Raw genomic sequence first — 25,486 nt, forward strand, 5'->3', positions numbered from 1 at the left:
CTTGAACCTCAATTCCCAACAGAAAAAAACCGTCCTGGCTTCATTTCTGGGCTGGACGCTCGACGCTTTCGATTTCTTCCTCCTGACATTCCTGCTCACGGATATTGCGACTGAATTCCAGACCGACGTCCCGGCCGTCTCGAAGGCGCTGTTCCTGACTTTGGCGACACGCTTCATCGGCGCGTTTTTCTTCGGCATGCTTGCCGACAAATACGGGCGCAAGCCCGTCCTCATGCTCAACATCGTCAGCTATTCGGTGATTGGCGCGCTGGCCGCCTTCTCGCCCAATCTCGGCATCTTCCTGGCACTGCGCGCCCTGTTCGGCATTGCCATGGGCGGCGAATGGGGACTTGGCAGTTCGCTCGCCATGGAGTCTATCCCGCCCAGCGCGCGCGGCATGGTCTCGGGCATCCTGCAATGCGGCTATCCGACGGGCTACCTCTTGGCGGCAGTGGTCTATGGCCTGCTCTATCAGCAGACGATCGGCGGCTACACGATCGGCTGGCGCGCCATGTTCCTGCTCAGCTTCGTGCCGGCATTGATCGTGCTGTTCATCCGCTCTCACGTGCCGGAATCGCCGGCCTTCGTCGACGCGCAGAAGACCGCCAGGCCGGGACTGTTGGAAACGCTGCAAAAGCACTGGGGCGTCGCCCTCTATGCCGTCGTGCTGATGATGTTCTTCAACTTCTTCAGCCATGGCACGCAGGACCTCTACCCGACCTTCCTGAAGAAGCAGCACGGCTTCGATCCGCATACGGTGAGCTGGATCACCATCGTTGCCAACATCGGCGCCATCGTTGGCGGCCTGGCGTTCGGCGCGCTGTCCGAGAAGATCGGCCGCGTCAACGCCATCACCTTGGCGTGCCTGATTGCCTTGCCGTCGATTCCGCTGTGGGCCTACAGCTCCACGCCTTTCATGCTCGCCATTGGCGCCTTCGTCATGCAGGTCGCGGTCCAGGGCGCCTGGGGCGTCATCCCGGTGCACCTCAACGAGCTTTCGCCGGGGTCCGTGCGTGCGACCTTGCCCGGCTTCATCTATCAGGCCGGCAATCTCGCGGCGTCCTATGGCGGCCCTTACCAGGCAGGCATCGCTGAAGCCCCTGGAGGCAGCTACGGCTATGCGCTGGCGCTTTTTGCCGGCGTGGTTGCCGTCTGCATCATCGTCGTCATCCGCTTCAGTCCGGAGCGACGCGGCCAGGTGATGACCGTGCTGGGCTGAAAGACTAGGTGTTTTTTCGCATGATTCTTTTCCGAAAAGTCCGCAACTTTTCGGGATCAAGCTCAGCCCAGTCGGAGCGCGACGACGCCGGCGACGATGCTGAGCGCGGCGGCAGCGCGCCAGCTGGTCATCTTCTCGCCGAGAGCAAAGACCGAGATCAGCATGGCGAACAGGATCGAGGTCTCGCGCAGCGACGCCACCGATGCGATCGGCGCCTTGGTCATTGCCCACATCACGATCCAGTAGGCCGCACCGCTGAGCACGCCGGTGAACAGGCCCACCTTCCAGTCGCGCGCCAGCACCGGCAGCGCTTTCGGTCCCCGGAAGATAAGGCACAGCACCAGCGCTCCGAGGGCATCGCAGATGAACAGCCAGGCGGCATAGCTTTGCGCCGTAGCCGCCAGCCGCGCGCCGATGCCGTCGGACAGCGTGTAGCTGGCGATGAAGATCGAGGTGCCCAGCGCAAAGCCGACCGCGCGCAGGTTCAGCTTTTCCAGATGCGCACCGCCGCGAAACGACATCACCAGCGTGCCGGCTGACAGCAGAAAAATGCCTAGAATGGCAAGCGGCGCCGGCACCTCGGCGACCACGAACATACCGCCAAGGGCTGCCAGCAAAGGTGCTGTGCCACGTGCCAGCGGATACGTCTGGGCGAAATCGCCGGCCTGGTAGGCGCCGATCAGGAAGGTCCGGTAGCCCATGTGGAAGATCACCGAGGCGACGATGTAGGGCCACACCTGAGCCTTCGGCACTTCGACGAAAGGCAGCACGACAAGGGCGGCGGCTCCCATGCCGAGCGTCATCAGCGTGATCGACAGGAAGCGGTCGAGATGGACCTTGACCAGCGCGTTCCAGATCGCGTGCATGGCGGCGGCGGCAAGCACCGCGAAGAAGACGAAGGGCGTCATTGCCGGCTCATCCGCCGCGCAGCACGGCGAGCGGCGTTTCGAGGTCGATGTCGACCCGCAGCGGGAAATGGTCCGATGCGACCTCGCCGACATCGGCGCCGACCGAGCGGACGCGCCCGGCAAACATGCCGCCGACAAAGCAATGGTCAAGCCGGCGTTTGGCCGGTTTACCGTCGATGGTCTTCACATGGGTGTGGAAATCCGCCGTCGGCTGGCTGGCAACGGCGGCGGCATCGACGAAGCCATCGAGGTAGGCGGCGCCGCGATGATAGGGCGTGCTGCCGACGATGCGGCTATATTCGGCGCTGCCCGGCTCCATGTTGAAATCGCCCATCCAGATCGCTTCCAACGGATTTTCCGGCTCCGGCTCGCCATTGCTCCAGTTGCGCGACGGCTCGTCATCGACGCCGCTCCACGGTCCGCCCTCGCGGGTCGCACGGCGATGTTCGCCCAAGAGGTAATCGATCTGCTCCAGCCGCTCCTCCGCCGCGATATGGGCGAGATGCAACGAAAACACCCGAACCGGCCCGGCCGGCGCTCGGATCATGCATTCAAGCGCCGCGTTGCGCGTGTTGAGCGGCCGCAGTGTGCGGCGCATTGGCAGCGCATGCAGCCGCGACCAGACGATCGGCAACTTCGACAGCACCATCGTACCGAACTGCCGGCGTCGGTTGATCAGACGGCCGTCGCGCTGCTCGCTGGCGTCCATGTCGAAGGCCGGACCATAGACCCAGTGATAGCCCGGCAGCAGATGGGAAATAAGCTCCGGCTGGTCGTCGTCATTGCTGCGCTGCCAGTGCCGCTCGACTTCCTGCAGCGCGATGATGTCGGCGCCGGCGACGATGCGCGCGGCGCGCGAAAGATCGTAGCGGCCGTCGCTGCCGAACCCGTACTGGATGTTGTAGCTGACCAGCTTCATTGCTTATCCGGCTCAATTTCGATGATGGCAGTAGCGGTTCGGCAGATTGGTTGCAATGTGCAGGGAAATGGCAGCGGCTTGGGCCAGATATCTCACGTCGTCAGCGGCTGGAAACTTCCAGCTGGCGATGCCGCCAGTTCCGACCAGTCGATTTCCTCTTCAAGCCGGTGATAGGCCTCGTCACCGATTGTGCCGTTGCGGCGCAGTTCCTCGAGCGTGTCGCGCTGGCGGTTGATGGCATAGAGGCGCAGCCGGTCATATTCGGTTGCCGCCTGTGCGTCCTCCGGGTTTTGAGCGATCAGGCGCTGAGCCTCATACTGCTCGCGCACAACAGCAGCAGCGGCCGATGTCTTGCGGCTCAACACGTCAAGGGCGGCCTGCATGATGGCCACCCGCGCCTGCGCCACCTCGTTGTCGACCGTTCTGTCCGGGTCGAAGTTGAGTATCCGCAGCAGCGGCTTCAGGGTCATGCCTTGCAGCACCAGCGTGCCGAGAACGACCGCGAAGGCGGCAAGCACGATCGGATCGCGGCCGGGAAAACCCGCCGGCAGCGCAATGGCCACCACCAGCGTCACTAGCCCCCGCATGCCACACCAACCGACGAGCACCGCGCCGCCAAACGTCGGCACATCTCGCCTTTGGCCTTCGCTTCCGAAGCGGGCCAACCATCGGATGATCGCAACGTAACTCCCCACCCAGACGAGGCGTGCCACGATGACGACGGCCAGCACCGTTGCAGCGAAGAGAAAGGCCTCGCCTTGCCCTTCGCCGGAGAGGCGGCCAACGATCGATCGTGCCTGCAGGCCCATCAGCACAAAGGCCAGCACGTTGAGCACGAAGACCGCCGATTCCCACACCGAATAGGTGCTGACGCGCCGCCTGGCCGACATGCGGCGCGGCGCCGTCCGCGCAATGGTCATGGCGTAGACGACGATGGTGATGATGGCGGACAGGCCCAGCCTGTCGGCCAAGATCCAGACTCCGAATGTCCCGGCGAATTGCACCACTGTGCTGCTTGCCGCATCCTCGATCCGGCTGAGCGTCAGCAGCGAAAAGCGGCCGAGCAGATAACCCGCGACGAGGCTGCCTATCGTCGACAGTAGAATCGTCGGAATGGCGTTGCTCAGCATGATCGAGCCGAGCGCTGCAGAAACCGCCAGGCGGTAGATCAGGAGTGCGGAGGCATCGTTGAGCAGGCTCTCGCCCTGCAGGATGGCGGTGATGCGGTGCGGCACCTTGAACTGCCCGAGTACGGCGCTCGCCGCGACCGCATCGGGTGGCGCGACGATGGCGCCGAGCGCGATTGCCGCAGCGATCGGCAGCCCGGCCATCTTCCAGCCGACGAAAGCAACGACCACCGTGGTGAAGACGACGGCGCCGAGCGCCAGCAGCACGAGCGAAAGCCGATATCGCTTCAGGTCGCGCAACGACGTGTCGTAGGCGGCATCCAGAAGCACCGGCGCAATGAACAGGGCAAGGGCCAGTTCCGGATCGATCTCTATCATTGGCGCACCAGGCACGAAGGCAATCCCGACCCCGGCCAAGGCCAGCAGGGACGGATAGGGAATCTCCAGCTGCCGCGACAGCGCCGTCAGCGCAACGGCAGTCAAAAGCAGGACAAGCGTCAGTTCGAAAAGAGCCATGGCCTGTTATCCCCTTGATGCTGCAATGTCGGCAGTGGCAAGCCAGCAACATGCTGTTGATTGGCCATTGCGCACAAGCCCCGTGGCAGCATGTCCTGCAGTCACTTGCAGCGTAAGAGTCCGACCATGATCCTCATCGGCCAATTTGACTCCCCCTTCGTTCGCCGCGTCGGCATTGCGATGACCTTGTACGGCATCGCCTACGAGCACCGTCCATGGTCGGCCTTCGGCGATGCCGACAAGATCCGGCCCTACAACCCACTGACGCGAGTGCCAACCCTGGTGCTGGACAATGGCGAGGTGCTGATCGAAAACCATTTGATGCTCGACTATCTCGACAGCCTCGTTCCGGCCGAGCGGAGGATGTTTCCGACGGCCGAACCCGCGCGTCACCAGGCGCTGCGGATAACAGCCCTGGCAACCGGCCTCGGCGACAATGCGGTCAGCCTGTTCTATGAGACGCGGCTGCATGAGAAGGTTTCCGACCTTTGGGCCGGGCGCTGCCGCACACAGATCGAGGCTGTCCTTGCAGTCCTGGAAACCGATCGTCAGGGAAGGTCGACACCTTATTGGTTCGGCGACCGCATCGGGCCATGTCGACATCGCGGTTGCCGCCGTGCTCCGCTTCATCGGCGAGGCGCATCCGGGGCTTGTGTCGCTGGCCGACTTCCCGGCGCTGGACGCACATGCCGCAAAAATGGAAGCGCTGCCGGTCTTTCAGACAGTCATGCAGCCATTCATAGCGCCGGCCTGAGGGGGCTTGGTTCTTCCTCTGCCCCGTCTGCTCTACCGCCTAGTGCAGCACCAGCATATCGCTCGACGAGAACGAAATCTCGGCCTTTTCGCCGACAGCGGGCGGTGGTGTGGCCGGGCTGTTGAACGTATCGAGCGACACGGTGTTGCCGCCGATGCCGACGCGAACCCGGATCACCGAGCCGAGGAAATGCACTTCGGAGATCTCGCCGGAAAGGCTGGAGTCCCGACCGGGCTGAAGGCCCAGCGAAATCGCTTCCGGACGCAGGGCAAGCGACAGCGTGTCGCCGGACTTCGAGCCGTTGAGCTTGCCCTTGAGCGAGACTTCCTGGGTGTCGACCTGCACTTTGCCGGATGCAGCATCGGTGACCTTGCCTTCGAGCACGTTCAGCGTACCGACGAAATTGGCGACGAACTTGGTTGCCGGCCGGTTGTAGATCTCGAACGGCGTGCCGACCTGCTCGGCCTTGCCGCCATACATGACAGCAATGCGGTCCGAGATCGACAGCGCCTCTTCCTGGTCATGGGTGACGAAAATGGTGGTGATGCCGAGCTTCTTCTGGATCGAGCGGATTTCCTCGCGCAGCGACACGCGCACCTTGGCGTCGAGCGCCGACAGCGGTTCGTCGAGCAGCAGCAGCTTCGGCTTCGGCGCGATGGCACGGGCCAGCGCTATGCGCTGCTGCTGGCCGCCCGAGAGCTGGTAGGGATAGCGATCCGCCATCTGCGGCAGTTTGATGATGCCGAGCATCTCGGCGACACGCGCATCGATGTCCGCCCTGGGCATACCGGCAACCTTCAGGCCGAAGCCTATGTTCTGCGCCACGGTCAGGTTCGGGAACAGTGCGTAGGCCTGGAACACCATGCCGACATTGCGCTGGTTGGGCTTCAGCCTGGTAATGTCCTTGCCACCGACGACGATTTTGCCGGCTGACGGTTCCTCGAAGCCCGCAACCATGCGCAGCACGGTGGTCTTGCCGCAGCCGGACGGGCCGAGGAACGAGACGAATTCGCCACGCTCGACGTCGAGATTGAAATCCTCCACCACCGTGGTGGCACCGAAGGATTTTCGCACGTGCTGGATGGAGAGGAACGGGTCGGCCATGGTGTTGTTCTTTCGATCAGTACTTTTCGATCAATTGGGGCGGTTCGCCGATCTCGGCGCGAAGCGGGACAGGATCTGGATCAGCGACATGCAGCCCCAGGTGATGGCAAAGGCGATGATGGCAAGGGCTGCCGGCTCATAGGCGCGGTTGGCGCCGATGTTCTGTAGATACGGGCCGAAAGCGGGCCGGTTGAGCAGGCTGGCCATGGTGAACTCGCCAATAACGATCGCGAAGGTCAGGAACGCGCCCGACAACACAGCGATCAGCACATTGGGCAGGATAACGCGCGTGATGATCGTCGACCAGCCGGCGCCAAGGATCTGCGCCGCCTCCGTCAGCGTTCGCACATCGATGGTTCTGAGCCCGGTGTCGACCGCACGGTACATATAGGGCAGCGACAGCGTGGCATAACCGATCACCAGCAGGGCGTTCGTACCGGTGTCGCTGGCCAGGAACGGCAGCGGCGAGTTCGATCCGTACATCCTGATATAGCCGAACACGATGACGATGGCCGGAATGACCAGCGGCAACAGCGTGATGAACTCGACGAGCGGCCGCAGCTGCGGCAGGCGCAGCCGGATCCAGTAGGCGGCCGGCACCACGATCAGCACGCCGAGGATGATGGTGAAGACGGCGGCAAGCACCGAATAGCCGAAGGTCGCCTGGAAGCGAGGATCGCCCAACACCACCTTGTAGGCGTCAAAGGAGTACGCGCCACGCCGCATGCGCATGGAAAACTCCACCGTCGCGATCAGAGGGATGAAGAAATAGGCCGCGCCCAGCGCGAAGACGACCCAGGCCCAGAACTTTCCCGACTTCATTTGAGCCACCTCTCGGAACGGGTCCGGAACCAGATATAGAAGACATTGGCTAGGCCGGTGATGAAGATCATGCCGAAGGCGATCGCGTAGCCAAGATGGGCATTGTGCAGCACGTCGCCGCGAATCTGCGCGTAGAGCAGGATCGGCACGATGTTGAGCGACGAGCCTGTCAGCGCATAGGCGGTGGCGATGGCGCCGAAGGCGTTGGCGAACAGCAGGATGACCGTGCCAAGGAAACTTGGCCAGATCACCGGGATGACCACCATGCGCCAGTACTGCGCCATGGTTGCACCGAGTGTCGCGGCGGCCTCGCCCCACTCCTTCTTTAAGCCGTCGATGGCCGGCACGATGATCACCACCATCAGCGGGATCTGGAAGTAGACATAGGTCAGCGTCAGCCCCCAGAAAGACAGGATGTTGAAGCCGTGAGCGTAAATGTTGAGGCCGAAAAAGGTGTTCAGGATCACCGTGGCAAGGCCAAGCCGGCCGAGCGTGGCGATAAAGGCGAAGGCCAGCGGCACACCGGCGAAATTGGAAGCGACACCGGAGAAGGTCAACGTCGCGGAGCGTATCCATCCCGGCAGACCGCCGCGCACGATGGCGATGGCGATGGCGAGACCGGCGAAGGCACCAATCAACGATGAGGCAAGGCTGACCTTGATCGAGATCCAGTAGGCGGCAACGATCGACGGCTGCGCCAGTGCTGCGATATTTTCGAAGGTGAACTCGCCCGCATCATTCTGGAAAGCGCCCAGCATCAGATAGAGCGTGGGCAGGATCAGGAACATGATGGCGAAGATGAAGAAGGGGGCAACGCCGAGCCACTGCGTCGGCAGCCTCATGCTGCGTGCCTCGGCCGGAGGCGCGGTCTTCCCGGCAACAGCGTGGTCTGACATTGGGATATCGGTCATGCGCCGGCTACCGTCTTCGAGAAAAGGACCGGGCGGCCTCGAGGCCGCCCGGCATGGTGTGGATTACTTGACGTTGGCGCCGACGACGGCATCCCAGTTCTTGGTGATGGCTTCCTTGGACTTGGCCTGCTCGTCGAGCGTCGGGAACACCGCCGCGGCATAGGATTCGGCGGGCGGCAGCTTGGCCAGCACGTCTGCGGGGATCTTGCCGTTCTTGGCGAGATCGTTGAAGCGGATCGGGTGGCAATAGCCCTTCAGCCAGCCGACCTGGCCTTCGTCGGAGTAGAGGTATTCCAGCCACAGTTTGGCAGCGTTCGGATGCGGCGCGTAAGCGCTGATCGCCTGCACGTAGACACCGGCGACGACGCCGGTCTTCGGCACGACAACGTCGACGGGCGGATTGCCCTTCAGCGTGTCACGGCCGGCGAGCGCGTTGTAGTCCCAGGTGATCAGGATCGGAGTCTGGCCCTGGGCGAGGGTCGCGGCCTTACCGATGACGGGGACAAAGTTGCCGGCGGCGTTGAGCTTCTTGAAGAAATCGAGGCCAGCGGTGCCGGCGGCTTCACCAGCAGCGGCGCCCGACGACAGGCCAGCAGCATAGACGCCCTGGATGGCCTGGTTCGACGCGCGCGGATCGCCGGCGAGTGCGACGGTGTTGGCGAATTCCGGCTTCAGCAGATCGGCCCAGTCAGCCGGAGCTTCCTTGACGATGTCCTTGTTCACCTGGAAGGACAGCACGCCGTAGTAGTCCCCGGTCCAGTAGCCGTCAGCATCCTTGGCGCTGTCCGGGATCGAGTCCCAGGTCGACACCTTGTAGGGCTGGATCAGGCCGTCTGCCTTGGCCGACGGGCCGAAGGACAGGCCGACGTCGATGACGTCAGGCGCCTGCGGGCCCTTGTTGTCCTTGTTGGCCTTGATCGCCTCGACCTCGTCGCCGGAGCCGGCATCGGGGTTGAGTTCGTTGATGGTGATTTCCGGATACTTCGCCTTGAAGCCGGCGATGACGTCGCCGTAGCCACACCAGTCATGCGGCAAAGCGATGGTGGTGAGCTGGCCTTCGGCCTTGGCGGCCTTGACGAGATCGTCCATCGAAGCCGCGGACGAAATCACCGACGACACCATCAGGGTCGCGGCCGAAAGGGAAAGCACTTTCCCCGTGAATTTGAACATGTGTTCTCTCCGTTGAACTGACGCCGTTGGACGCCTGCGATCCGGTATCGTTTTCATGTGACAGCCAGATGAAAGCTTTGTGAAACCGGCTGCTCGCAGCGCGAAAAGTTAACTCTTTTTAACCGGCTGTAGCAATTAGCCATCACTTATTTTCCGGCTAATTACTTTCTGCCATGTGTTTCATCCTTTCCCCCTTGGTTTGCCCTGATTTTCCAGATCAATTTTCAACAAGAAAGCCGTCTTACACCGTGCCGGCGATAGCGTTTTCGAGCAAAGTCAGCGCCGCCTTCTTGGTCAGCTTGACCGGGTTGCCGCCAGCGGTCGGATCGACCACCGCCATGTCGGCGATCAGCCCCTTGCGCTTCTTGTCCATGTCGAGCCCCTTGATCAGGCCCGGCAGCGCATGCGGCACCTTGAGTTCCTTGCGCAATTTGATGATCGCCTTGGCGAAACCGTCAAAGCCGCCCTTGATGCCACAATAGGCGGCAAGCCGGCCGATGCGTTCCTCGATGGAGTCCCGGTTGAAGGCCAGCACATAGGGCATGAACACCGCATTGGTCATGCCGTGATGGGTGTCGTAAAGCGCGCCGACTGGATGCGACAGCGAGTGGATGGCGCCAAGCCCTTTCTGGAAGGCGGTGGCGCCCATCGCGGCGGCGCTCATCATATGCGCTCGGGCAACAAGATCCTTGCCGTTGGCATAGGCCTTCGGCAGGTTCTCGAAGACCAGCCGGACACCTTCGACGGCGATGCCGTCGGCCATCGGATGGTAACCCGGCGCGCAATAGGCCTCGAGGCAGTGGGCAAGCGCGTCCATGCCGGTGCCGGCGGTGATGAAGCCGGGCATGCCGACCGACAGTTCCGGATCGGCAATGACGATGGCCGGCAGCAATTTGGGATGGAAGATGACCTTCTTGGTGTGCGTCGCCTCGTTGGTGATGACGCCGGCGCGGCCGACTTCCGATCCGGTGCCGGCCGTGGTCGGCACCGCGATGATCGGCGCGATCGCGTCGGAATTGGCACGCGTCCACCAGTCGTCGACATCCTCGAAGTCCCACACCGGACGCGTCTGGCCGGCCTGGAAGGCGATCAGCTTACCGAGATCGAGCGCCGAGCCGCCGCCGAAGGCGATGACGCCGTCATGTTTGCCTTTCTTGAACACCGCGATGCCGGCGGTGAGATTGGACTCCACCGGGTTCGGCCTCACCTCGGAAAAGACGCCGTAGGGGACCTTGGCATCGTCGAGGATTTTCAAGGTGGACGCAACGACCGGCAGTTTCGCCAGGCCCGGATCGGTGACGAACAGCGGCCGCTTGATGCCGGTGGCCGCCAGCACCTCAGGCAGTTCCTTGATGCGCCCGGCGCCGAAGCGGACGGTGGTGGGGTAGTTCCATTTGGAGATGAGTTTGGACATTTTTTATCTTTCGAAAATCAGATGGCTTCGCGCAGATGGAACGACTTCGGCCTGGTCAGATTGTCATAGCCGATGGCCGACAGGCCAGCACCCTTGCCGGTGTCCTTGACGCCAGTCCAGACCAGGGCCGGATCGAGGTAGTCGCAGCGATTCATGAATACCGTGCCGGTCTCGACGCGGTTGCCGATCGCCACGGCATGCTCTGTATCGCGGGTCCAGATCGAAGCGGTCAGCCCGTAAGGACTGTCGTTCATCAGCGCGATCGCCTCTTCATCGTTGCGCACCTTCATGATGCCGACGATCGGCCCAAAGCTCTCCTCGCGCATGACGCTCATCTGATGGTCTACTTGCGTCAGCACTTCCGGCGCCAGATAGGGCGAGCCGGCCTTGTCGGTGGCCACCTTCATGTTGATGTGCGCCACCGCGCCCTTGCGCAGCGCCTCGGCCTTCTGCTCGCGGATCAGGTCGGCGAAACGCGCCTGCGCCATCGGCCCCATCGTCGTTGCCTGGTCGAGCGGATTGCCGACGACATAGTTCTTGGTCTCGGCGATAAAGCCCTCGACGAACTCGTCATAGACCTTTTCGTGCACATAGACGCGCTCGATGCCGCAGCAGCACTGGCCGGAATTGTAGAAGGCGCCGTCGACCAGATTGGCGACCGCATGATCCATCTTGGCATCAGGCAACACATAGGCCGGATCCTTGCCGCCAAGCTCAAGGCCGAGCGTCATGAAGGTGCCCGCCGCCGCCTTTTCGATGGCGCGGCCACCGCCGACCGAACCGGTGAAGTTGACGTGGTCGATCTTGCCCGAACCGAGCAGCTTCTCGGTCTGCGCATGGTTGAGCACGACATTCTGGAACACACCCTTGGGCAGGCCAACTCTGTCGAAAGCCTGTTGAAAGCGCTCACCAACCAGCAGCGTCTGCGCCGCATGCTTGAGGATGACGGCGTTGCCGGCCATCAGCGCCGGCACGATGGTGTTGACCGCGGTGAGATAGGGATAGTTCCACGGCGCGATCACCATGACCACGCCAAGCGGGTCCTTTTTCACATAGCGACGGAAGCCGTCCTTCGGGTTGGAAGCCGGCACGGCCTTGAGCGCCGCCTCGGCGATCTCGACCATGTAGTTGGTGCGTTCCTTGACGCCACCGAACTCGCCGCCATAGCGCACCGGGCGCCCCATCTGCCAGGCGATTTCCGGCACGATCTCGTCGGTAATCGCGACCAGCGCTTCCAGCATCGCCAGCATGTACTTGCCGCGCTCGACGATCGGCGTCTCGGCCCATTTCTCTTGCGCCGCCTTGGCGCGCTCAACCGCGGCATTGATCGCCTGGTCCGTTGCCACGGGCCGCTCGGCGTAGATCGAGCCATCGATGGGGGATTTGAGTTTGACCGTCTCGGTCATTTTGTAAGTCCTCGCATTCTACAATAAAATCTTATGGCTTGGCGCTACCCCTCATCCGCCTGCCCGGCACCTTCGCCTCGTATGGTCACGGGGAGAAGGGAAGTGTTCCGGCGCGGGCATCCCCTGCCCGTGTTTCACGGGAGGGGTGCGGAGAGAGGCGGCGCCTACGTTCGCGAACCAGTTTAGTACCGCTCGAACCCTCTGTGCAGCTCCCAATCCGTAATCCGGCGGTCGTATTCGAACTGCTCCCACTTTGCGGTGTGGACATAGTGTTCGAGCACGTCCTCGCCGAGCGCCTGCTTGAGCATCTTCGACTTCGCCAGCGTCTCGGTGGCGTCGCGCAGCGTCTTCGGGATCTCCGGCAAACGCGACGCCTGATAGGCATCGCCGACGAACGGCTTCTGCAGTTCCAGCTTCTCATCGATGCCGGCAAGGCCGGCGGCGATCAGCGCCGCAAAGGCGAGATAGGGGTTGAGGTCGGCGCCGCCGATGCGGCATTCCATGCGGATGCCCTTGGTGCCCTCACCGCACAGGCGGAAGCCGGCGGTGCGGTTGTCTTCGCTCCACATGATCTTGGTCGGCGCGAAGGTGCCGGCCTGGAAGCGCTTGTAGGAGTTGATGTAGGGCGCCAAGAACCAGGTGAATTCCTTGGCGTATTTCAGCTGTCCCGCCGCCCATTGCTGGCCAAGCGTCGACAGCGTCCAGTCGGCCTTCTTGTCGAAAAACAGCGGCGTCTTGCCGTCGGCGCTCCACAGCGAATTGTGGATATGGCTGGAATTGCCAGCCAGCCCGTAATTGTACTTGGACATGAAGGAAATCGCCTTGCCTTCGGACTCGGCAATCTCCTTGGCGCCGTTCTTCAGGATGACGTGGCGGTCGGCCATGTCGAGCGCCTCGGCATAGCGCACATTGATCTCTTCCTGGCCTGGGCCCCACTCGCCCTTGGAATTCTCGATCGGGATGCCGGCCGCTTCCATCTCGTTGCGAAGCCGGCGCATGACGCCCTCTTCCTTGGTGGTGATGCCGATCTGGTAGTCGCCGATATAGGGCGAAGCGGTATCGAGACCCTGCCAGTGCTTCTTGCGGGCGGAATCGTAGGTCTCGTTGAAAAGATAGAATTCGAGCTCGGAAGCGAAATAGCCGATATAGCCGCGCTCCGTCAGCCGCTTGACCTGCTTCTTCAGGATGGCGCGTGGCGAATGCGGCAGGTCGTCATGCGTGTGGTGGTCGAGCACGTCGCAGATCACCAGCGCTGTCTTCTCCAGCCACGGAATACGCCGCAGCGTCGCCAGATCCGGCTTCATGACGAAATCGCCATAGCCCTTCGACCAGCTCGCCGCCTTGTAGCCGGGCACCGGCTCCATATCGATGTCGGCGGCCAGGAGATAGTTGCAGCCGTGCGTCTCATCATGCGCGGAATCGACGAAATACTGCGCCAGGAACCGTTTTCCCGCGAGCCGGCCCTGCATGTCGACGATGCAGGCCAGCACCGTGTCGATCTCGCCACTGGAGACCGCCTTCTTCAACTGATCGAACGAGAAATTTCCGGCCATTCTTGTGGCACTCCAGCGCTTGAGCTTTGAATGAGTTAAACAAAACCATGGCCGGCACGATGCCGGCCATGGCCATGACGGTCGATGTCAGTGGCCGGTTTCGCCGACGGCCTGTTCGGCCGCCTTAATGGCTGCCTGGCGCGCCGCGATGATGTCGCCAAGCGGCGGCCCCTGGAAGCGGCGCTTCTCGAAGCCGAACCAGACGATCGCCGTCAGGATGAAGAAGCCGACGGTGATGTAGAGCGCCCAGTCGTTCGGCGGCTGGATGCCGATGATGAAGATCAGGATCATCGACACGATCGACAGGAAGCCGAACAGCATGAATACCCCGCGGCCCATGTTCCACGGACCCATCTTATCCCACTTCGGCGTTCCCCAAGCCAGCATGCCGAGCACGATCGGAACAATGAAGGACAGGAACAGGAAGATGACGGTGCAGGACACGACGATGGTGTAGGCCGAGGTGCCGGCAACCGAAACCAGCGTCGACCCCCAAACGAACAGCACCGACAGGATCGACGCCGTCCAGATCGCCGCCACCGGCGTGCGATAGGTCGGGCTGACCTTGGCGAGTGCCGATGAACCCGGCAAGCCGCCGTCACGCGAGAAGGCGAAGATCATGCGCGACGCCGAAGTGACGGTGGCGAGGCCGCACAAAAGCTGCGCCAGGAACACGACGAGGTAGACGAATTCCTTGACACCAGGGCTGACGCGCTGATCGAAGGCCCAGAAGAATACGTTCCAACCCTGCTTGGCGGCATCGTCCATGTTCGGGATCATCAGCACGAAGGCGGCGAGGAAAAGATACCCGAACAAAGCCGACCAGATCACCGACATGACCATGGCGCGCGGCACCGAGGAGGCTGCCTTGATGGTTTCCTCTGACGTATGTGCCGAAGCATCGTAGCCGGTGATTGTATAGATCGGCAGCAAGAGGCCAAGCGCGAACACCCATGCATTCGACACCGCCGGCCAGACACCGCCGCCGGCGTCGCCGGAGTAGTTGTGGAAGGTGAAGAGACGGCTGAAATCCCAGGTTTCGGCGGAGATCAGGCAGACCACGGCGATCAGGATCGCGCCAAAAAAGATCAGATAGCCCGAAAAGTCGGTCAGCTTCGCTGTCAGTTTGATACCGAGATGGTTGATCAGCGCCTGAGCGCCGGTGATGATGACCAGGAAGATCATCTGGTTGGTCAGCGTGCCCTCGATGCCGAGCGCCGGTCCGAAGGCGCCGACGAAGAACGTCCAAGTGCCGACATTGATGGCGCCGAGCACGGTGATCAGGCCGAGCAGGTTGAGCCAGGCCGTGACCCAGCCGGTGCCGCGGTTGCCGAGGATCGAACCCCAGTGATAGAGGCCGCCGGCCGTCGGGTAGGCAGAGCTGATCTGCGACATGGCGACAGCGAACGTCAGCGAGACGAAGCAGCCGACCAGCCAGCCGATGCCGATGCCGATGCCGCCGGCGCCGGAGGTGCCTTGCGCCAGCGAATTGATGCCGCCCGACAGAATGCAGATGATGGAGAAGGAAACGGCGAAGTTTGAGAAGCGGCTGAGGCGCCGCTCCAGTTCCTGGGCGTAACCCATGCTGTGGAGGGCCTTTACGTCCTCCGCCTTGTCAACTTCAGTGTAACCCGGTGCTGCCATTGGAAGTCCCCTGTTGTTGGTTCTTAGCTGGCCGATTGAACTGACTTTCCGACTGAATGCGATCTGGTGTGTCCGGCCTCCTCTGGCTCCAGATCCGAAAAAATGCCCGTTAGCAGATCCGCCCATTTCCGCTGCCCGGTCTCGCCGGCGATTTCGTCGTTGCGGATTTCGATCATCGCGCACGGCAGGCCGCGCGAACGTGCGTGGCGCTCCAGCGTGAAATAGACGCGGTCGGCCGGCGAATAGGGCTCGTTGACGCCGACGGTGACGCCGGCAAGCCGCTTCAGCGCGCCAATCAAAGGCGACGCCAGCCGGCGGTCCTCGTCATGGATGATGCCGATATGCCAGGGCCGGTTGCGGGCCTTGTAGACCGGCGTGAAGGAATGCACGGAAACCAGGCGGGTTTCCTGCCCGCGCACCAGCCTGCCGTCGACAATCTCCTCGATGGCGGCATGAAACGGCTGCCACGACAGCGCTACACGGGCCGCGCGCTGCTTGTCCGACAGGCCGGCATTGCCGGGTATTGCCGTCGTCTCGCTGACAGGCGGCACCAGATCGGGCGCATCAAGCGGACGGTTGCAGTCGATGACGAGGCGCGAAATGCGGGTTTCGACCAGCGTCGCGTCGAGCGCCTCGGCCATGCGGCGGGCAACCGGCAACGCGCCTGGATCCCAGGCGATGTGGCGGGACAGATCCTCGGCGGCGAGCCCGAGCGTGCCGAATTCGGCTGGCAGGAAATTCGAGGCGTGATCGCAGGTCAGCACGAAAGGGCTTGATCCGCCGGGGTTGGTCACCCTCACGGTATCAGACGATGCAAGGCTGGCGGGCCGTGCTTGCTCCATAGTCTGCCGTCCCCGGGGAGCGCTGTATCGTATGTTACGTATTTTGTCTCATTGCGTCCCTATGGATGATTTCATACAGTTTACCCGGTTTTGTCAAATGCGATTTCGGAAAAGACAGTGGACAGGGCCAAGGCATTTTGCAGCCAGGTGGAATCACCTGGCGTCGCAAAAATGCGGCCAAGACAAACAGACGGAGCCGGATGGGTTTAGCCATTCCGCTCCGGGGGCGGGGGGAAACATGATTTCCAGCATTGCCGAACTGATCGCCGACCGCGTCGGCACGATGCCGGCCAGTGAAAGGCGCGCAGCCCAGACCCTGATCGCCAGCTATCCGATGATCGGCCTCAAGACGGTTGCTGAATTCTCGGCCGCGGCCGGCGTCTCGTCGCCGACGATCCTGCGCTTCGTTGCCCGGCTCGGCTTCCAGAATTACCCTGAATTCCAGTCGAGCCTGCAGGACGAACTGGCGGCGCAACTGCAATCGCCGGCGATAAGGACGCTCAACCCGCCCTCGCCCGGCGGCGGCACCGCGTCACCGATGCTGGAAGCGACGCTCGACAATATGCGCGAGACGTTCAGGCACCTGTCCGACAAGCAGCTTGCCGACATCGCCGCCCGCCTTGCCGACCGACGCGGCAAGACCTTCCTGATCGGCGGCCGCTTCACCGATCCGCTGGCGCGTTACATGGCCGCCCACCTCGCCATCATCCAGCCCGAGGTCTTTCACCTCGCCGGCCAGGAAAGCATGTGGCGCGACCGGCTGATCGACATGGGCAAGCGCGACGTGCTGGTGATTTTCGACATCAGGCGCTACCAGGACAGCCTCCTCCGCTTCGCCGAGAAAGCACACCAGCGCGGCGTTCAGATCGTGCTGTTCACCGACCAGTGGCTGTCGCCGATCGCCCGCTTTGCCCGCCACGTCATTGCCGGACGAACCGCGGTGCCGTCGGCATGGGACTCTTCGGCAGCCCTCTTCGTCGTCGCCGAAACACTAATCGGAGCCGTCACAAGGCAGCTGGAAGCAGAAGGCGCCAAGCGCATCCGCGAGATGGAAGGTCTGCGTTAGACCGTCAACGTTACACAGATTTAATGTGCGCAGACACTGGCGAGTTGTCATAAAGGCGCGATATCGGGGCGTCTTCTTGCCTTAGAATAGCCTCGCTGCGTCTGCTTCCTTTCGGGAAACCGCCAATGCATGTCGCTCAAAAGTGGCCCCGGTTTTGAGATAACGACATGCATAAACAAAGACCTAAAGCGCGTCACATGAATCCGTTTCGACGCGACGCGCTTTAGACGGAAGGATCGTTTTGCCCAACCGGAGTGCCGATGGCCGCCTGGAAACAGATACTTTTCGCGCTTGTGCTGCTGGTCGTGGCGGCAGCCGCCTGGCTGCGCTTTTTTCCGGGCGCACCCGACGTGCTGGCACGCTGGGGGATAGACTGGGTTTATGCGGCAACGCCCCCGGCTGAAACCGGGGCCGCCAACGCCAAGCAGGCAAACGGCGGCAATGGCGGCAACCGGCGGGTGAACGTGGTCGCCCTGGCCGCCACTACGGCGACCATCAACGACCGCCTGCAGGCGATCGGCACCGGCCGTGCCAATGCCTCGGTGACCGTCAATCCATACAGTTCCGGCCGCCTTGCCGAACTGCTGGTCGAATCTGGCAGCCATGTCGACAAGGGACAGATCATTGCCACCCTCGATTCCGAGACCGAGGTGATCGCGCAGGATCGTGCCAAGCTCGTCTTACAGGACTCGCAGAACAAGCTCGACCGGGTGAAATCGCTGCGGGCTTCCAACGCAGCGACACCGGTCGCCGTCGCCGATGCCGAAGTGGTGCTGGCGGTCGCCAACCTGGTACTTCGCGATGCCGAACTTGCCCTGCAGCGCCGCTCCATCATCGCACCGATCGCCGGCACTGTCGGCATCCTGCCGATCGCCGCTGGCAATTATGTGACCAACCAGTCGGCGATCGCCACGCTCGACGACCGCTCCAGTATCCTTGTCGATTTCCTCGTGCCCGAACGTTTCGCCGCCACCGTCAAGGTCGGCGCGCAATTGACGGCGACGCCGATCGCCAATCCCAGCAAAACCTACACCGGCACGGTTTCGGCCATCGACAACCACATCGATGAAAAGAGCCGCACCCTTCTGGTCAAGGCCAAGATAGCCAATCCGGCCGATTCGCTGCGCGCCGGCATGTCGTTCGGCATCGTCATGAAGTTCCCCGGCGAGACCTATCCGGCCGTCAGCCCGCTGGCGATCCTGTGGGGCTCGGACGGCGCCTATGTCTGGCAGGTCGAGGACGGCAAGGCCAGGCGGGTCCCGGTGCGCATCATCCAGCGCAACACCGAGACCGTGCTGATCGACGCGGAGATCGACAGCGGCGACATGGTGGTGACCGAAGGCACCCAGAGCGTCAGTGAGGGCGGTGCTGTGCACATCGCCGGCGAAGAGCAGCGCGCCGCGGACGCTGCTCAAGGCTCATGACCAGCCCCGTCAACGCCGCCAGCGACACCGGCTTTACCGCCCTGTTCATCCGCAGGCCGGTGATGGCCTTCGTGCTGAACACACTGATCGCAGTCGCCGGCCTGGCTGCCTTCTATGGCGTCGAGATCCGCGAACTGCCTGACGTCGACCGCGCGGTCGTCACGGTCTCGACCGCATTCGAAGGCGCCGCGGCCGAAACCGTCGACCGTGAACTGACCGACACCATCGAGGGCGCTGTCGCCCGCGTCTCCGGCGTCAAGTCGATCTCGTCGTCTTCCTCCTTCGGTTCGAGCCGCGTCACCATCGAGTTCAACGACGGCGTCGACCTCAACGTCGCCGCCTCGGACGTGCGCGATGCCGTCGGCCGTGTCGCCAACCTGATGCCGGACACGGCCGATCCACCGCGCATCGTCAAGGCCGACGCCAATTCCGATCCGGTGATGCGACTGGCGGTAACGTCGGACAATATGTCGATCCAGGACATGACGGTGGTGGTCCAGGACCAGATCGAGGACGAACTGGCCGCCGTGCCCGGCGTTGCCGACGTCCAGATATATGGCTATCGCGACAAGATTTTCCGCATCGACGTCGACCAGAACAAGCTCGCCAGCCTCGGCTTCACCGTCGCCGACCTCAGGGCAGCACTTGCCTCTGTCGCCTTCGATTCACCGGCCGGTTCGATCACCACGACAGACCAGGACCTGATCGTCCGCACGACGGCGGACGTGACCACGCCCGAGGAATTCGAAAACATCATCATCGGCGGCACGACGCGCATCCGCGACGTCGCCACCGTCACGCTGGGCCCCGATGTCGGCCAGACGACGCTGCGTTCGGACGGCAAGACCGGCATCGGCATCGGTATCATCCGCCAGGCGGAATCGAACACGCTGGACATCTCGACCGGCGTTCAGGCCGCTGTCGCCAAGCTGCAGGAGAATCTACCCAAGGGCATTTCGATCAAGATCACCAGCGACGACGCGGTTTTCGTCAACGGCGCGGTGCACGAGGTCGAGATCGCACTCGGCCTGTCCGTGACCATGGTGCTGATCGTCATCTATGTGTTTCTGCTTGACTGGCGCGCAACGCTGATCCCGGGACTGTCGATGCCGGTCGCCATGATCGGCACCATCGCGGCCATCTATCTGGCCGGCTTCTCGGTCAACATCCTGACCCTGCTCGCTTTGGTGCTTGCGACGGGATTGGTCGTCGACGATGCCATCGTCGTGCTCGAAAACATCGTGCGACGACGCAATGAAGGCATGGGCCCGCGCGCCGCCGCCGTGCTCGGCGCTCAGGAAGTGTTCTTCGCCGTCATTGCCACTACTCTGACGCTGGTCGCCGTCTTCGTGCCGATCTCGTTCTTGCCCGGCCAGACCGGTGGCCTTTTCCGCGAATTCGGCTTCGTGCTCGCCATGTCGGTGCTTTTGTCCTGCGTGGTGGCGCTGACGCTGTGCCCGATGCTCGCCTCACGCATGCTATCGAGCGCCTCGCTGCACCATGAAGGCGGCCACGGCATCGGCGCCCGCATCGGCGGCGCGCTGAATTCAGCCTACAAGCGGGCCCTGCACGCTTGCCTCGACGCGCCATGGATCGTGCTTCTGGTCGCGGTGCTGTTTGCCGGCATCGCCTTCGCGCTGTTCGGCACCATCCGCCAGGAACTGACGCCGACCGAGGACCGCGCCGCCGTGCTGTTGCGCATCAGCGCCCCGCAAGGTGTCAGCCTCGACTACACGACGCAGCAGATGCAGAAGATCGAGAGGCTGATCCAGCCGATGCGCGAGTCCGGCGAGATCCGCAGCACTTTCGAGAACGCCGGCCAGAACGGCTCCTACAACTCAGGCTTCATGGTGATGACGCTGGCGCCGTGGAACGAGCGCAGCCGCAGCCAGCAAGAGATCATGGCCGAGATCAGCCAGCTGACGAGGCAGGTGCCGAGCGTGCGCATCTTCCCCGTGCAGCCCAACAGCCTCGGCATTCGCGGTGCCGGCAACGGCCTGCAGTTCGCGCTGGTCGGCAATAACCGCAAGGCGCTCGGCGACGCGGCGGTCAAGATCATCGCCGAGATGCAGAAGGACCCGCGTTTCCAGACACCGCGCCTGTCGATCGATCCGACGCAGCCGCAACTGGCCGTGGCCATCGACCGCGAGCGCGCCTCCGACCTCGGCATCGACATCACCGGGATGGCCAACACCTTGCAGGCCATGCTCGACGGCAACGATGTCGTCGATGTCTACATCGCCGACCGTAGCTACGGCGTGAAGCTGGTCTCGACCACCAACCCAATCAACGACCCGACCGACCTGGAGAACATCTTCCTGAAGACATCAGACGGCCGCTTCGTACCGATGTCGACCATTGCCACGCTGACCGAGCGTGCGGTGCCGCCGTCGCTGTCGCGTGAGCAGCAGCAGCCGTCGGTGGCGATCACCTCCAACCTCAACGGCGACTTCGCGCTTGGCGATGCCTTGACCCGCGCCGAGGAAATCGCGACGCCGCTTTTGCCTGCCGGCAGCCGCATCCTGCCGTTGGCCGAGGCCGCGACGCTGGGCGAAACCAACAGCGGCATGGTGACCATCTTCGGCTACGCTCTGGTCATCATCCTGCTGGTGCTGGCCGCCCAGTTCGAAAGCTTTGTCAGCGCCGTCATCATCATGGCGACGGTGCCGCTCGGGCTAGCTTGTGCCATCTTCGCGCTGCTGCTCTCGGGCACCAGCCTCAACGCCTACAGCCAGATTGGCCTGGTGCTGCTGGTCGGCGTCATGGCCAAGAACGGCATCCTGATCGTCGAATTCGCCAACCAGCTGCGCGATCGCGGGCTTGGCGTGCGCGAAGCGATCGAGCAGGCCTCGATCATCCGCGTGCGGCCGGTGATGATGACGATGATCTGCACCGTGCTCGGCGGCTTGCCGCTGGTGCTGGCGAGCGGCGCTGGCGCCGAGGCGCGCGTGGCGCTCGGCTGGGTCATCGTCGGCGGACTGGGCCTTGCCACCGTCTCGACGCTGTTCCTGACGCCGGTTGCCTATCTCTTGCTGGGCCGCTTCGTCACGCCGAAGACCCATGAGGAAGCGCGGCTAAAACGCGAGTTGGAGGAAGCCGCCTATAGCAAGGTTGAGTCGGCCGAATAGAGAAGTCCAAGAAAGTGTGTCGCGGTTTTCCGCCAGTGAATAGGCAGTGCCTATCTCAAGAACCGGCCTTCGATCGACCAGCGCGCGGCGAGGAAATTCAGCACCGCCGCCACCACGACACCGCCGATCTTTGCCGGCCATACTCCAACGGTGGCGGCAAACAGTGCGATCGAAAGGCTGGAGACACCGAGCGAAATCAGCGCCCCGAGCGAGGCGAAACGAAGGAACGCATCGCGCAGCCGGATGGCTTGATTGCGCTCGAACGCCCAGAAGCCGTTCGCCACGAACGAAAAGCTGACGGCGATGAACCAGGCAACGATGTTGGCGGGCACCGGCGGCATCTGCAGCTTGAGCAGCAGGTAGAAGCTGGCAAGGTCGATGGCCGTGTTGGCAAGTCCGACAATGGCAAAGCGGACGATCTTGTTGCCGGTCGAACGCCGGGGCTGGTCGGCGCCGCTCATCCCTTGCGATCCATGATTGCGACACCGGCGCGGGCCAGGCTGGTGCCGAAATCGTCCGATGCCAGGACCGCGAATTCGACCTCGCGCACGCTTTGCATCGGGTCACGCGCGCGCAACGTCTCGTCTACATGGCCGGGGTGGCACATAAACAGCCCCCGCTCCGGCAGTGCCTCGACGGCGGCCTGCAGCACGGATGCGAACTTTTCGGGTCGCCGCCAGTCATAGATGCCCGCGAGCGGTTCGAAGACGGTGAAGCCGGCATGCTGCATGGACCGGTTGAACCCGGCGGCGAGCGCTGCGATCGCGGCGACTTTCGGCGCCGTGCCGGCCAGTGCCGGCGCGCCGCGCAGTGCCGGCCTGTCGGCTTCTTCATGCAGACGCGCGCGCAGCCATGTGCGCACAACCGGAAGGAAATGCACATGCTGATGCCCGTCGACGAAATCGGGGCGGCGCCCGAGTGCTTCGACGAAGCGGCTGTACTGGGCGTCGAGTTCGGCATGCACATCGCGGTCGTCGATGCGGCCGCGCAGAACAGGCAATGCCAGCGAGCGGAGTGGTGGCAGCCGGCCTTCCGGCGCCAGGCTCGACCGGCCGGTGACGGCTGGCTGGTCGGTCAAGGTAAGATGCAGCCCGACCGCGACACGACCGCACAGGGGCTTAATGCGCTCCGCCTCCCGCGCCCATTGCGCAAATCCGGTCATGCAGCTGGTGCCGGTCAGGCGCCCACGATCGAGCAGGTCGAGGATCGCGGCGGAGACGCCTGGCGCCAGGCCGTAGTCGTCGGCGATCAGGCGGATGCGCCGCTTCATGCCTCGCGAGCGCCCGGTGCCAACCTGTCGGGAGCGACGTCGCTGCGTACGACATCGCGCACGATATAGACTGGCCGATCCTTGCTTTCGCTGAGCGTGACCCAGACATACTCGCCAATCAGGCCGAGAAGCGTCAGGTTGAGGCCGCCGAGCAGGACGACGGCGACCAGCAGGCTGGGATAGCCGGGAACGGCAATGCCGTAGAAGATCACCTCGAAGAACACCTTGGCGCCGTAGACCGCGCCGGCAAATGCGGCAAGCAGCCCGCTGAGGCTGATCAAGCGCAGCGGAATGACGGAAAAGGAGGTGAAACCTTCCAACGAGAAGGCGATCAGGTTGAGCCGGCTCCATTTCGACGTGCCGCTGGCGCGGTTCTCCGGCGAATAGGGCAACGCCTTCTGGCGGAAGCCGGCCCAGGCAAACAGACCCTTGTTGAAGCGTCGTTTGTCACGCAGGCTGGTCAGCGCACGCGCCACGGCACCGCGCATGACGCGAAAGTCGCCGGCATTTTCGGGAATGTCGAAACGCTGGCTGCTGTTGATCAGGCTGTAGAAAAGCCGCGCCAGCTGACTGCGTCGCCAACTGGCCTCACGCCTGTCGTTCTGCGCGTAGACGACATCGATGTCGGGATGTTCCACCAGCTCGGCGATCATCTTCAGGCTGATGTCCATCGAATGCTGGAGGTCGGCGTCCATGATCAGCACCATATCCCCGCGCGACTGGTCGAGACCGGCGAGCACGGCGACTTCCTTGCCGAAATTGCGGCTGAGGCGGACGATCTCCCATGACCCCGTCAGCACCTGCGAAAACCGTTTGGCGCCATCGTCGCGGCTGCCGTCGTCGACCAGGATCTTGTGCACGGTCATGCCGAAGCACTGTGCCACCGCTGCCTCCAGCGCGGCAAGCAACTCGGCGAAGGCCAATGCCGACGGCGCCTCGTTGAGGAACGGCGCGACGATATCGAGTACCGGCCGCGACTCAGCCATTTGCGACCCCCGCATTGACCACCTTTTCTCCCGCCTTGGCCCAGAACCACCAGATCAGGGAACAGGCGACGAAAGCAATCGCGATCGGCCGGAACCAGGGGTAAAGGAAAGCATGAACATGTTGCTCGACGCCGCTCAGCCCGGTCGCGAACAGCGCCGTCGACAGCACCGAGGCGAGAACGCCGCCTCGTTCCTCGCGCCACAACAGGGCGACGGCGAGCCCGGCGGGCACGGCGATCATCGCATAGGTGTTGGGCTCGACGCGCGGATTGAAGACGCACATGTAGAACGTGGCTGTCAGGAAGATCGCCAGCCCGGCCGTCCCCCGCTCGAGCTTGCGATCGAACCAGAGCACGGTCGAGAGCGTCAACAGGCCGACCACGAAGCGCACCGCCGTGGCGCCGGATTCCGCGATAGGCATCCCCGCCACCGCAAAAGGCGCGGTGAAATCGGAGGCAACAAAGCGGCTGGTCTTGTCGACCGCCATCGAGGTCAGCATGCGGGCGAAATCAAGATACTGGCCGTTCAGATAACTGGCTGGCGCGAAAGCATAAGGTATGGCGAGCACGAACAGCACCGCCAGCACCAGCACCGGGATCAGCCGGGGGCGCAGCCCTCCTGCCAACAGCAGCATGATGATCGCGGTCGGCTTGGCGATGACGGCCAGCGAAGCCCAGAAGAAGGTCTCGGCGCGCCGACCTTCAAGCGCCGAAAGCGTAAGGAGCCAGCAGGCGCCGGTCAGCAGTATTGTCGATTGTCCGTTGCGGATCGCGCCGAGCGCCAGCGGCAGAGCGAGGAAGAGACCGAATGAAAGCAGCCAGGTCAGTTGCTGACCGCCGAGCTTGCGAACCTGCCGCATTGCGGCAAAGGTCAGCACCGCGAAGCCGAGGGCATGCCACACCAGGCCGCCCAGATGCGGGCCCAGCTTCAGCAGCGGAACATAGAGCGCGGCAAAAGCCGGCGCGTAGAGATACCCCATCTGGGAGCCAAGATTGTAGAGCGGCCGGCCGGCCAGAAATTCCTCGCTGCCAAATCTGTAGGCCCCCAGCACCGAATGCGTGTCCGGCGACCACAGGACCATGACAAGAACGATCAGGAACGCTCCGATCCACATGCTAAGTCCCAAACGGTCGAAAACCGGGTTGGCAATCGTCATCAAGTCACTCCACACCACCCCGAAACAGGCCCTTGCCCGCGCCGTCAGGCATTCGATGGCGGCGGCATATCACGGACAAAGCGGCGCGGCATAGAGGGCTGAAAGAGTGGATGGTGCCCCAACGGCACCGGCGGCAGCCGGACATCG

General features: G+C 63.1%; 20 protein-coding genes and 1 pseudogene. 5 read left to right on the forward strand and 16 right to left on the reverse strand.

Translation table 11 applies throughout. The features are described from left to right. Window position 1: 1 nt before the first annotated feature. Window positions 2–1,219 carry an MFS transporter gene (locus AC07FD_RS21705; RefSeq protein WP_478351487.1) on the forward strand — a complete coding sequence of 406 codons (1,218 nt, stop codon included), beginning with the start codon at window positions 2–4 and terminating at the stop codon, window positions 1,217–1,219. Window positions 1,220–1,281: 62 nt separating this feature from the next. Here the strand turns inward: AC07FD_RS21705 and AC07FD_RS21710 are convergent, their stop codons facing one another. The 3 genes from AC07FD_RS21710 to AC07FD_RS21720 form a co-directional block, all read right to left on the reverse strand. Next, window positions 1,282–2,127 carry an EamA family transporter gene (locus AC07FD_RS21710; protein ID WP_478351488.1) on the reverse strand — a complete coding sequence of 282 codons (846 nt, stop codon included), beginning with the start codon at window positions 2,125–2,127 and terminating at the stop codon, window positions 1,282–1,284. Between the two features lie 7 nt (window positions 2,128–2,134). Continuing rightward, the gene (locus tag AC07FD_RS21715) at window positions 2,135–3,046 is read right to left on the reverse strand and encodes an endonuclease/exonuclease/phosphatase family protein (protein ID WP_478351489.1); all 912 of its coding nucleotides are present in this window, start codon (window positions 3,044–3,046) and stop codon (window positions 2,135–2,137) included. Between the two features lie 92 nt (window positions 3,047–3,138). Then, window positions 3,139–4,689, reverse strand: coding sequence for a cation:proton antiporter (locus AC07FD_RS21720; protein WP_478351490.1), 1,551 nt, complete (start codon window positions 4,687–4,689; stop codon window positions 3,139–3,141). Window positions 4,690–4,815: 126 nt separating this feature from the next. On the opposite strand from AC07FD_RS21720, the pseudogene AC07FD_RS21725 reads away from it, so the two are divergent. Beyond that, window positions 4,816–5,443 (forward strand): annotated as a pseudogene (locus AC07FD_RS21725) (glutathione S-transferase family protein). A gap of 39 nt (window positions 5,444–5,482) precedes the next feature. Here the strand turns inward: AC07FD_RS21725 and AC07FD_RS21730 are convergent. The 9 genes from AC07FD_RS21730 to AC07FD_RS21770 form a co-directional block, all read right to left on the reverse strand. Further along, on the reverse strand, window positions 5,483–6,547 hold the full coding sequence (locus tag AC07FD_RS21730) for an ABC transporter ATP-binding protein (protein ID WP_478351491.1): 1,065 nt from the start codon (window positions 6,545–6,547) through the stop codon (window positions 5,483–5,485). Window positions 6,548–6,577: 30 nt separating this feature from the next. Then, window positions 6,578–7,369 carry an ABC transporter permease gene (locus AC07FD_RS21735; RefSeq protein ID WP_184876711.1) on the reverse strand — a complete coding sequence of 264 codons (792 nt, stop codon included), beginning with the start codon at window positions 7,367–7,369 and terminating at the stop codon, window positions 6,578–6,580. Continuing rightward, window positions 7,366–8,280: an ABC transporter permease gene (locus AC07FD_RS21740; RefSeq protein WP_478351492.1), complete on the reverse strand. Its 915-nt coding sequence runs from the start codon at window positions 8,278–8,280 to the stop codon at window positions 7,366–7,368. The genes AC07FD_RS21735 and AC07FD_RS21740 overlap by 4 nt, the downstream gene beginning before the upstream one ends. 63 nt (window positions 8,281–8,343) lie before the next feature. Continuing rightward, window positions 8,344–9,450 (reverse strand): ABC transporter substrate-binding protein, encoded by a 1,107-nt coding sequence (locus tag AC07FD_RS21745; RefSeq protein ID WP_478351493.1) that lies wholly within the window; start codon window positions 9,448–9,450, stop codon window positions 8,344–8,346. Window positions 9,451–9,691: 241 nt separating this feature from the next. Further along, window positions 9,692–10,864: an iron-containing alcohol dehydrogenase gene (locus AC07FD_RS21750; RefSeq protein WP_477395283.1), complete on the reverse strand. Its 1,173-nt coding sequence runs from the start codon at window positions 10,862–10,864 to the stop codon at window positions 9,692–9,694. Window positions 10,865–10,881: 17 nt separating this feature from the next. After that, the gene (locus tag AC07FD_RS21755) at window positions 10,882–12,270 is read right to left on the reverse strand and encodes an aldehyde dehydrogenase family protein (protein ID WP_478351494.1); all 1,389 of its coding nucleotides are present in this window, start codon (window positions 12,268–12,270) and stop codon (window positions 10,882–10,884) included. A gap of 182 nt (window positions 12,271–12,452) precedes the next feature. Then, the gene (locus AC07FD_RS21760; protein WP_128303146.1) at window positions 12,453–13,823 is read right to left on the reverse strand and encodes a glutamine synthetase family protein; all 1,371 of its coding nucleotides are present in this window, start codon (window positions 13,821–13,823) and stop codon (window positions 12,453–12,455) included. Between the two features lie 87 nt (window positions 13,824–13,910). Then, window positions 13,911–15,467 carry an amino acid permease gene (locus AC07FD_RS21765; RefSeq protein WP_095084609.1) on the reverse strand — a complete coding sequence of 519 codons (1,557 nt, stop codon included), beginning with the start codon at window positions 15,465–15,467 and terminating at the stop codon, window positions 13,911–13,913. A gap of 23 nt (window positions 15,468–15,490) precedes the next feature. Further along, window positions 15,491–16,309: an N-formylglutamate amidohydrolase gene (locus tag AC07FD_RS21770; protein WP_478351495.1), complete on the reverse strand. Its 819-nt coding sequence runs from the start codon at window positions 16,307–16,309 to the stop codon at window positions 15,491–15,493. Between the two features lie 238 nt (window positions 16,310–16,547). Between AC07FD_RS21770 and AC07FD_RS21775 the strand changes: the two genes are divergently transcribed. The 3 genes from AC07FD_RS21775 to AC07FD_RS21785 all read left to right on the forward strand — a co-directional run bounded on the left by AC07FD_RS21775 (window position 16,548) and on the right by AC07FD_RS21785 (window position 21,927). Then, entirely contained in the window at window positions 16,548–17,375 is an 828-nt protein-coding gene (locus AC07FD_RS21775; protein ID WP_457150364.1) for a MurR/RpiR family transcriptional regulator, read from the forward strand. Between the two features lie 260 nt (window positions 17,376–17,635). Further along, window positions 17,636–18,799: an efflux RND transporter periplasmic adaptor subunit gene (locus tag AC07FD_RS21780; RefSeq protein WP_478351496.1), complete on the forward strand. Its 1,164-nt coding sequence runs from the start codon at window positions 17,636–17,638 to the stop codon at window positions 18,797–18,799. Next, window positions 18,796–21,927 carry an efflux RND transporter permease subunit gene (locus tag AC07FD_RS21785; protein WP_478351497.1) on the forward strand — a complete coding sequence of 1,044 codons (3,132 nt, stop codon included), beginning with the start codon at window positions 18,796–18,798 and terminating at the stop codon, window positions 21,925–21,927. The genes AC07FD_RS21780 and AC07FD_RS21785 overlap by 4 nt, the downstream gene beginning before the upstream one ends. Window positions 21,928–21,977: 50 nt before the next feature. On the opposite strand, the gene AC07FD_RS21790 is transcribed toward AC07FD_RS21785, so the two are convergent. From AC07FD_RS21790 to AC07FD_RS21805, 4 genes are read right to left on the reverse strand one after another with little or no spacing between them, the layout of a single operon-like run. Further along, on the reverse strand, window positions 21,978–22,388 hold the full coding sequence (locus AC07FD_RS21790) for a GtrA family protein (RefSeq protein ID WP_095084614.1): 411 nt from the start codon (window positions 22,386–22,388) through the stop codon (window positions 21,978–21,980). Further along, window positions 22,385–23,197, reverse strand: a complete 813-nt coding sequence (locus AC07FD_RS21795) for a ChbG/HpnK family deacetylase (RefSeq protein ID WP_478351498.1) — start codon at window positions 23,195–23,197, stop codon at window positions 22,385–22,387. Before AC07FD_RS21795 ends, AC07FD_RS21790 begins: the two co-directional genes overlap by 4 nt. Continuing rightward, window positions 23,194–24,183 (reverse strand): glycosyltransferase family 2 protein, encoded by a 990-nt coding sequence (locus AC07FD_RS21800; RefSeq protein ID WP_478351499.1) that lies wholly within the window; start codon window positions 24,181–24,183, stop codon window positions 23,194–23,196. The genes AC07FD_RS21795 and AC07FD_RS21800 overlap by 4 nt, the downstream gene beginning before the upstream one ends. Continuing rightward, complete coding sequence (locus AC07FD_RS21805; protein WP_478351500.1) at window positions 24,176–25,339, reverse strand: glycosyltransferase 87 family protein; 1,164 nt, start codon at window positions 25,337–25,339, stop codon at window positions 24,176–24,178. The genes AC07FD_RS21800 and AC07FD_RS21805 overlap by 8 nt, the downstream gene beginning before the upstream one ends. Window positions 25,340–25,486 lie beyond the last annotated feature (147 nt).

This window comes from Mesorhizobium waitakense (assembly GCF_056431085.1).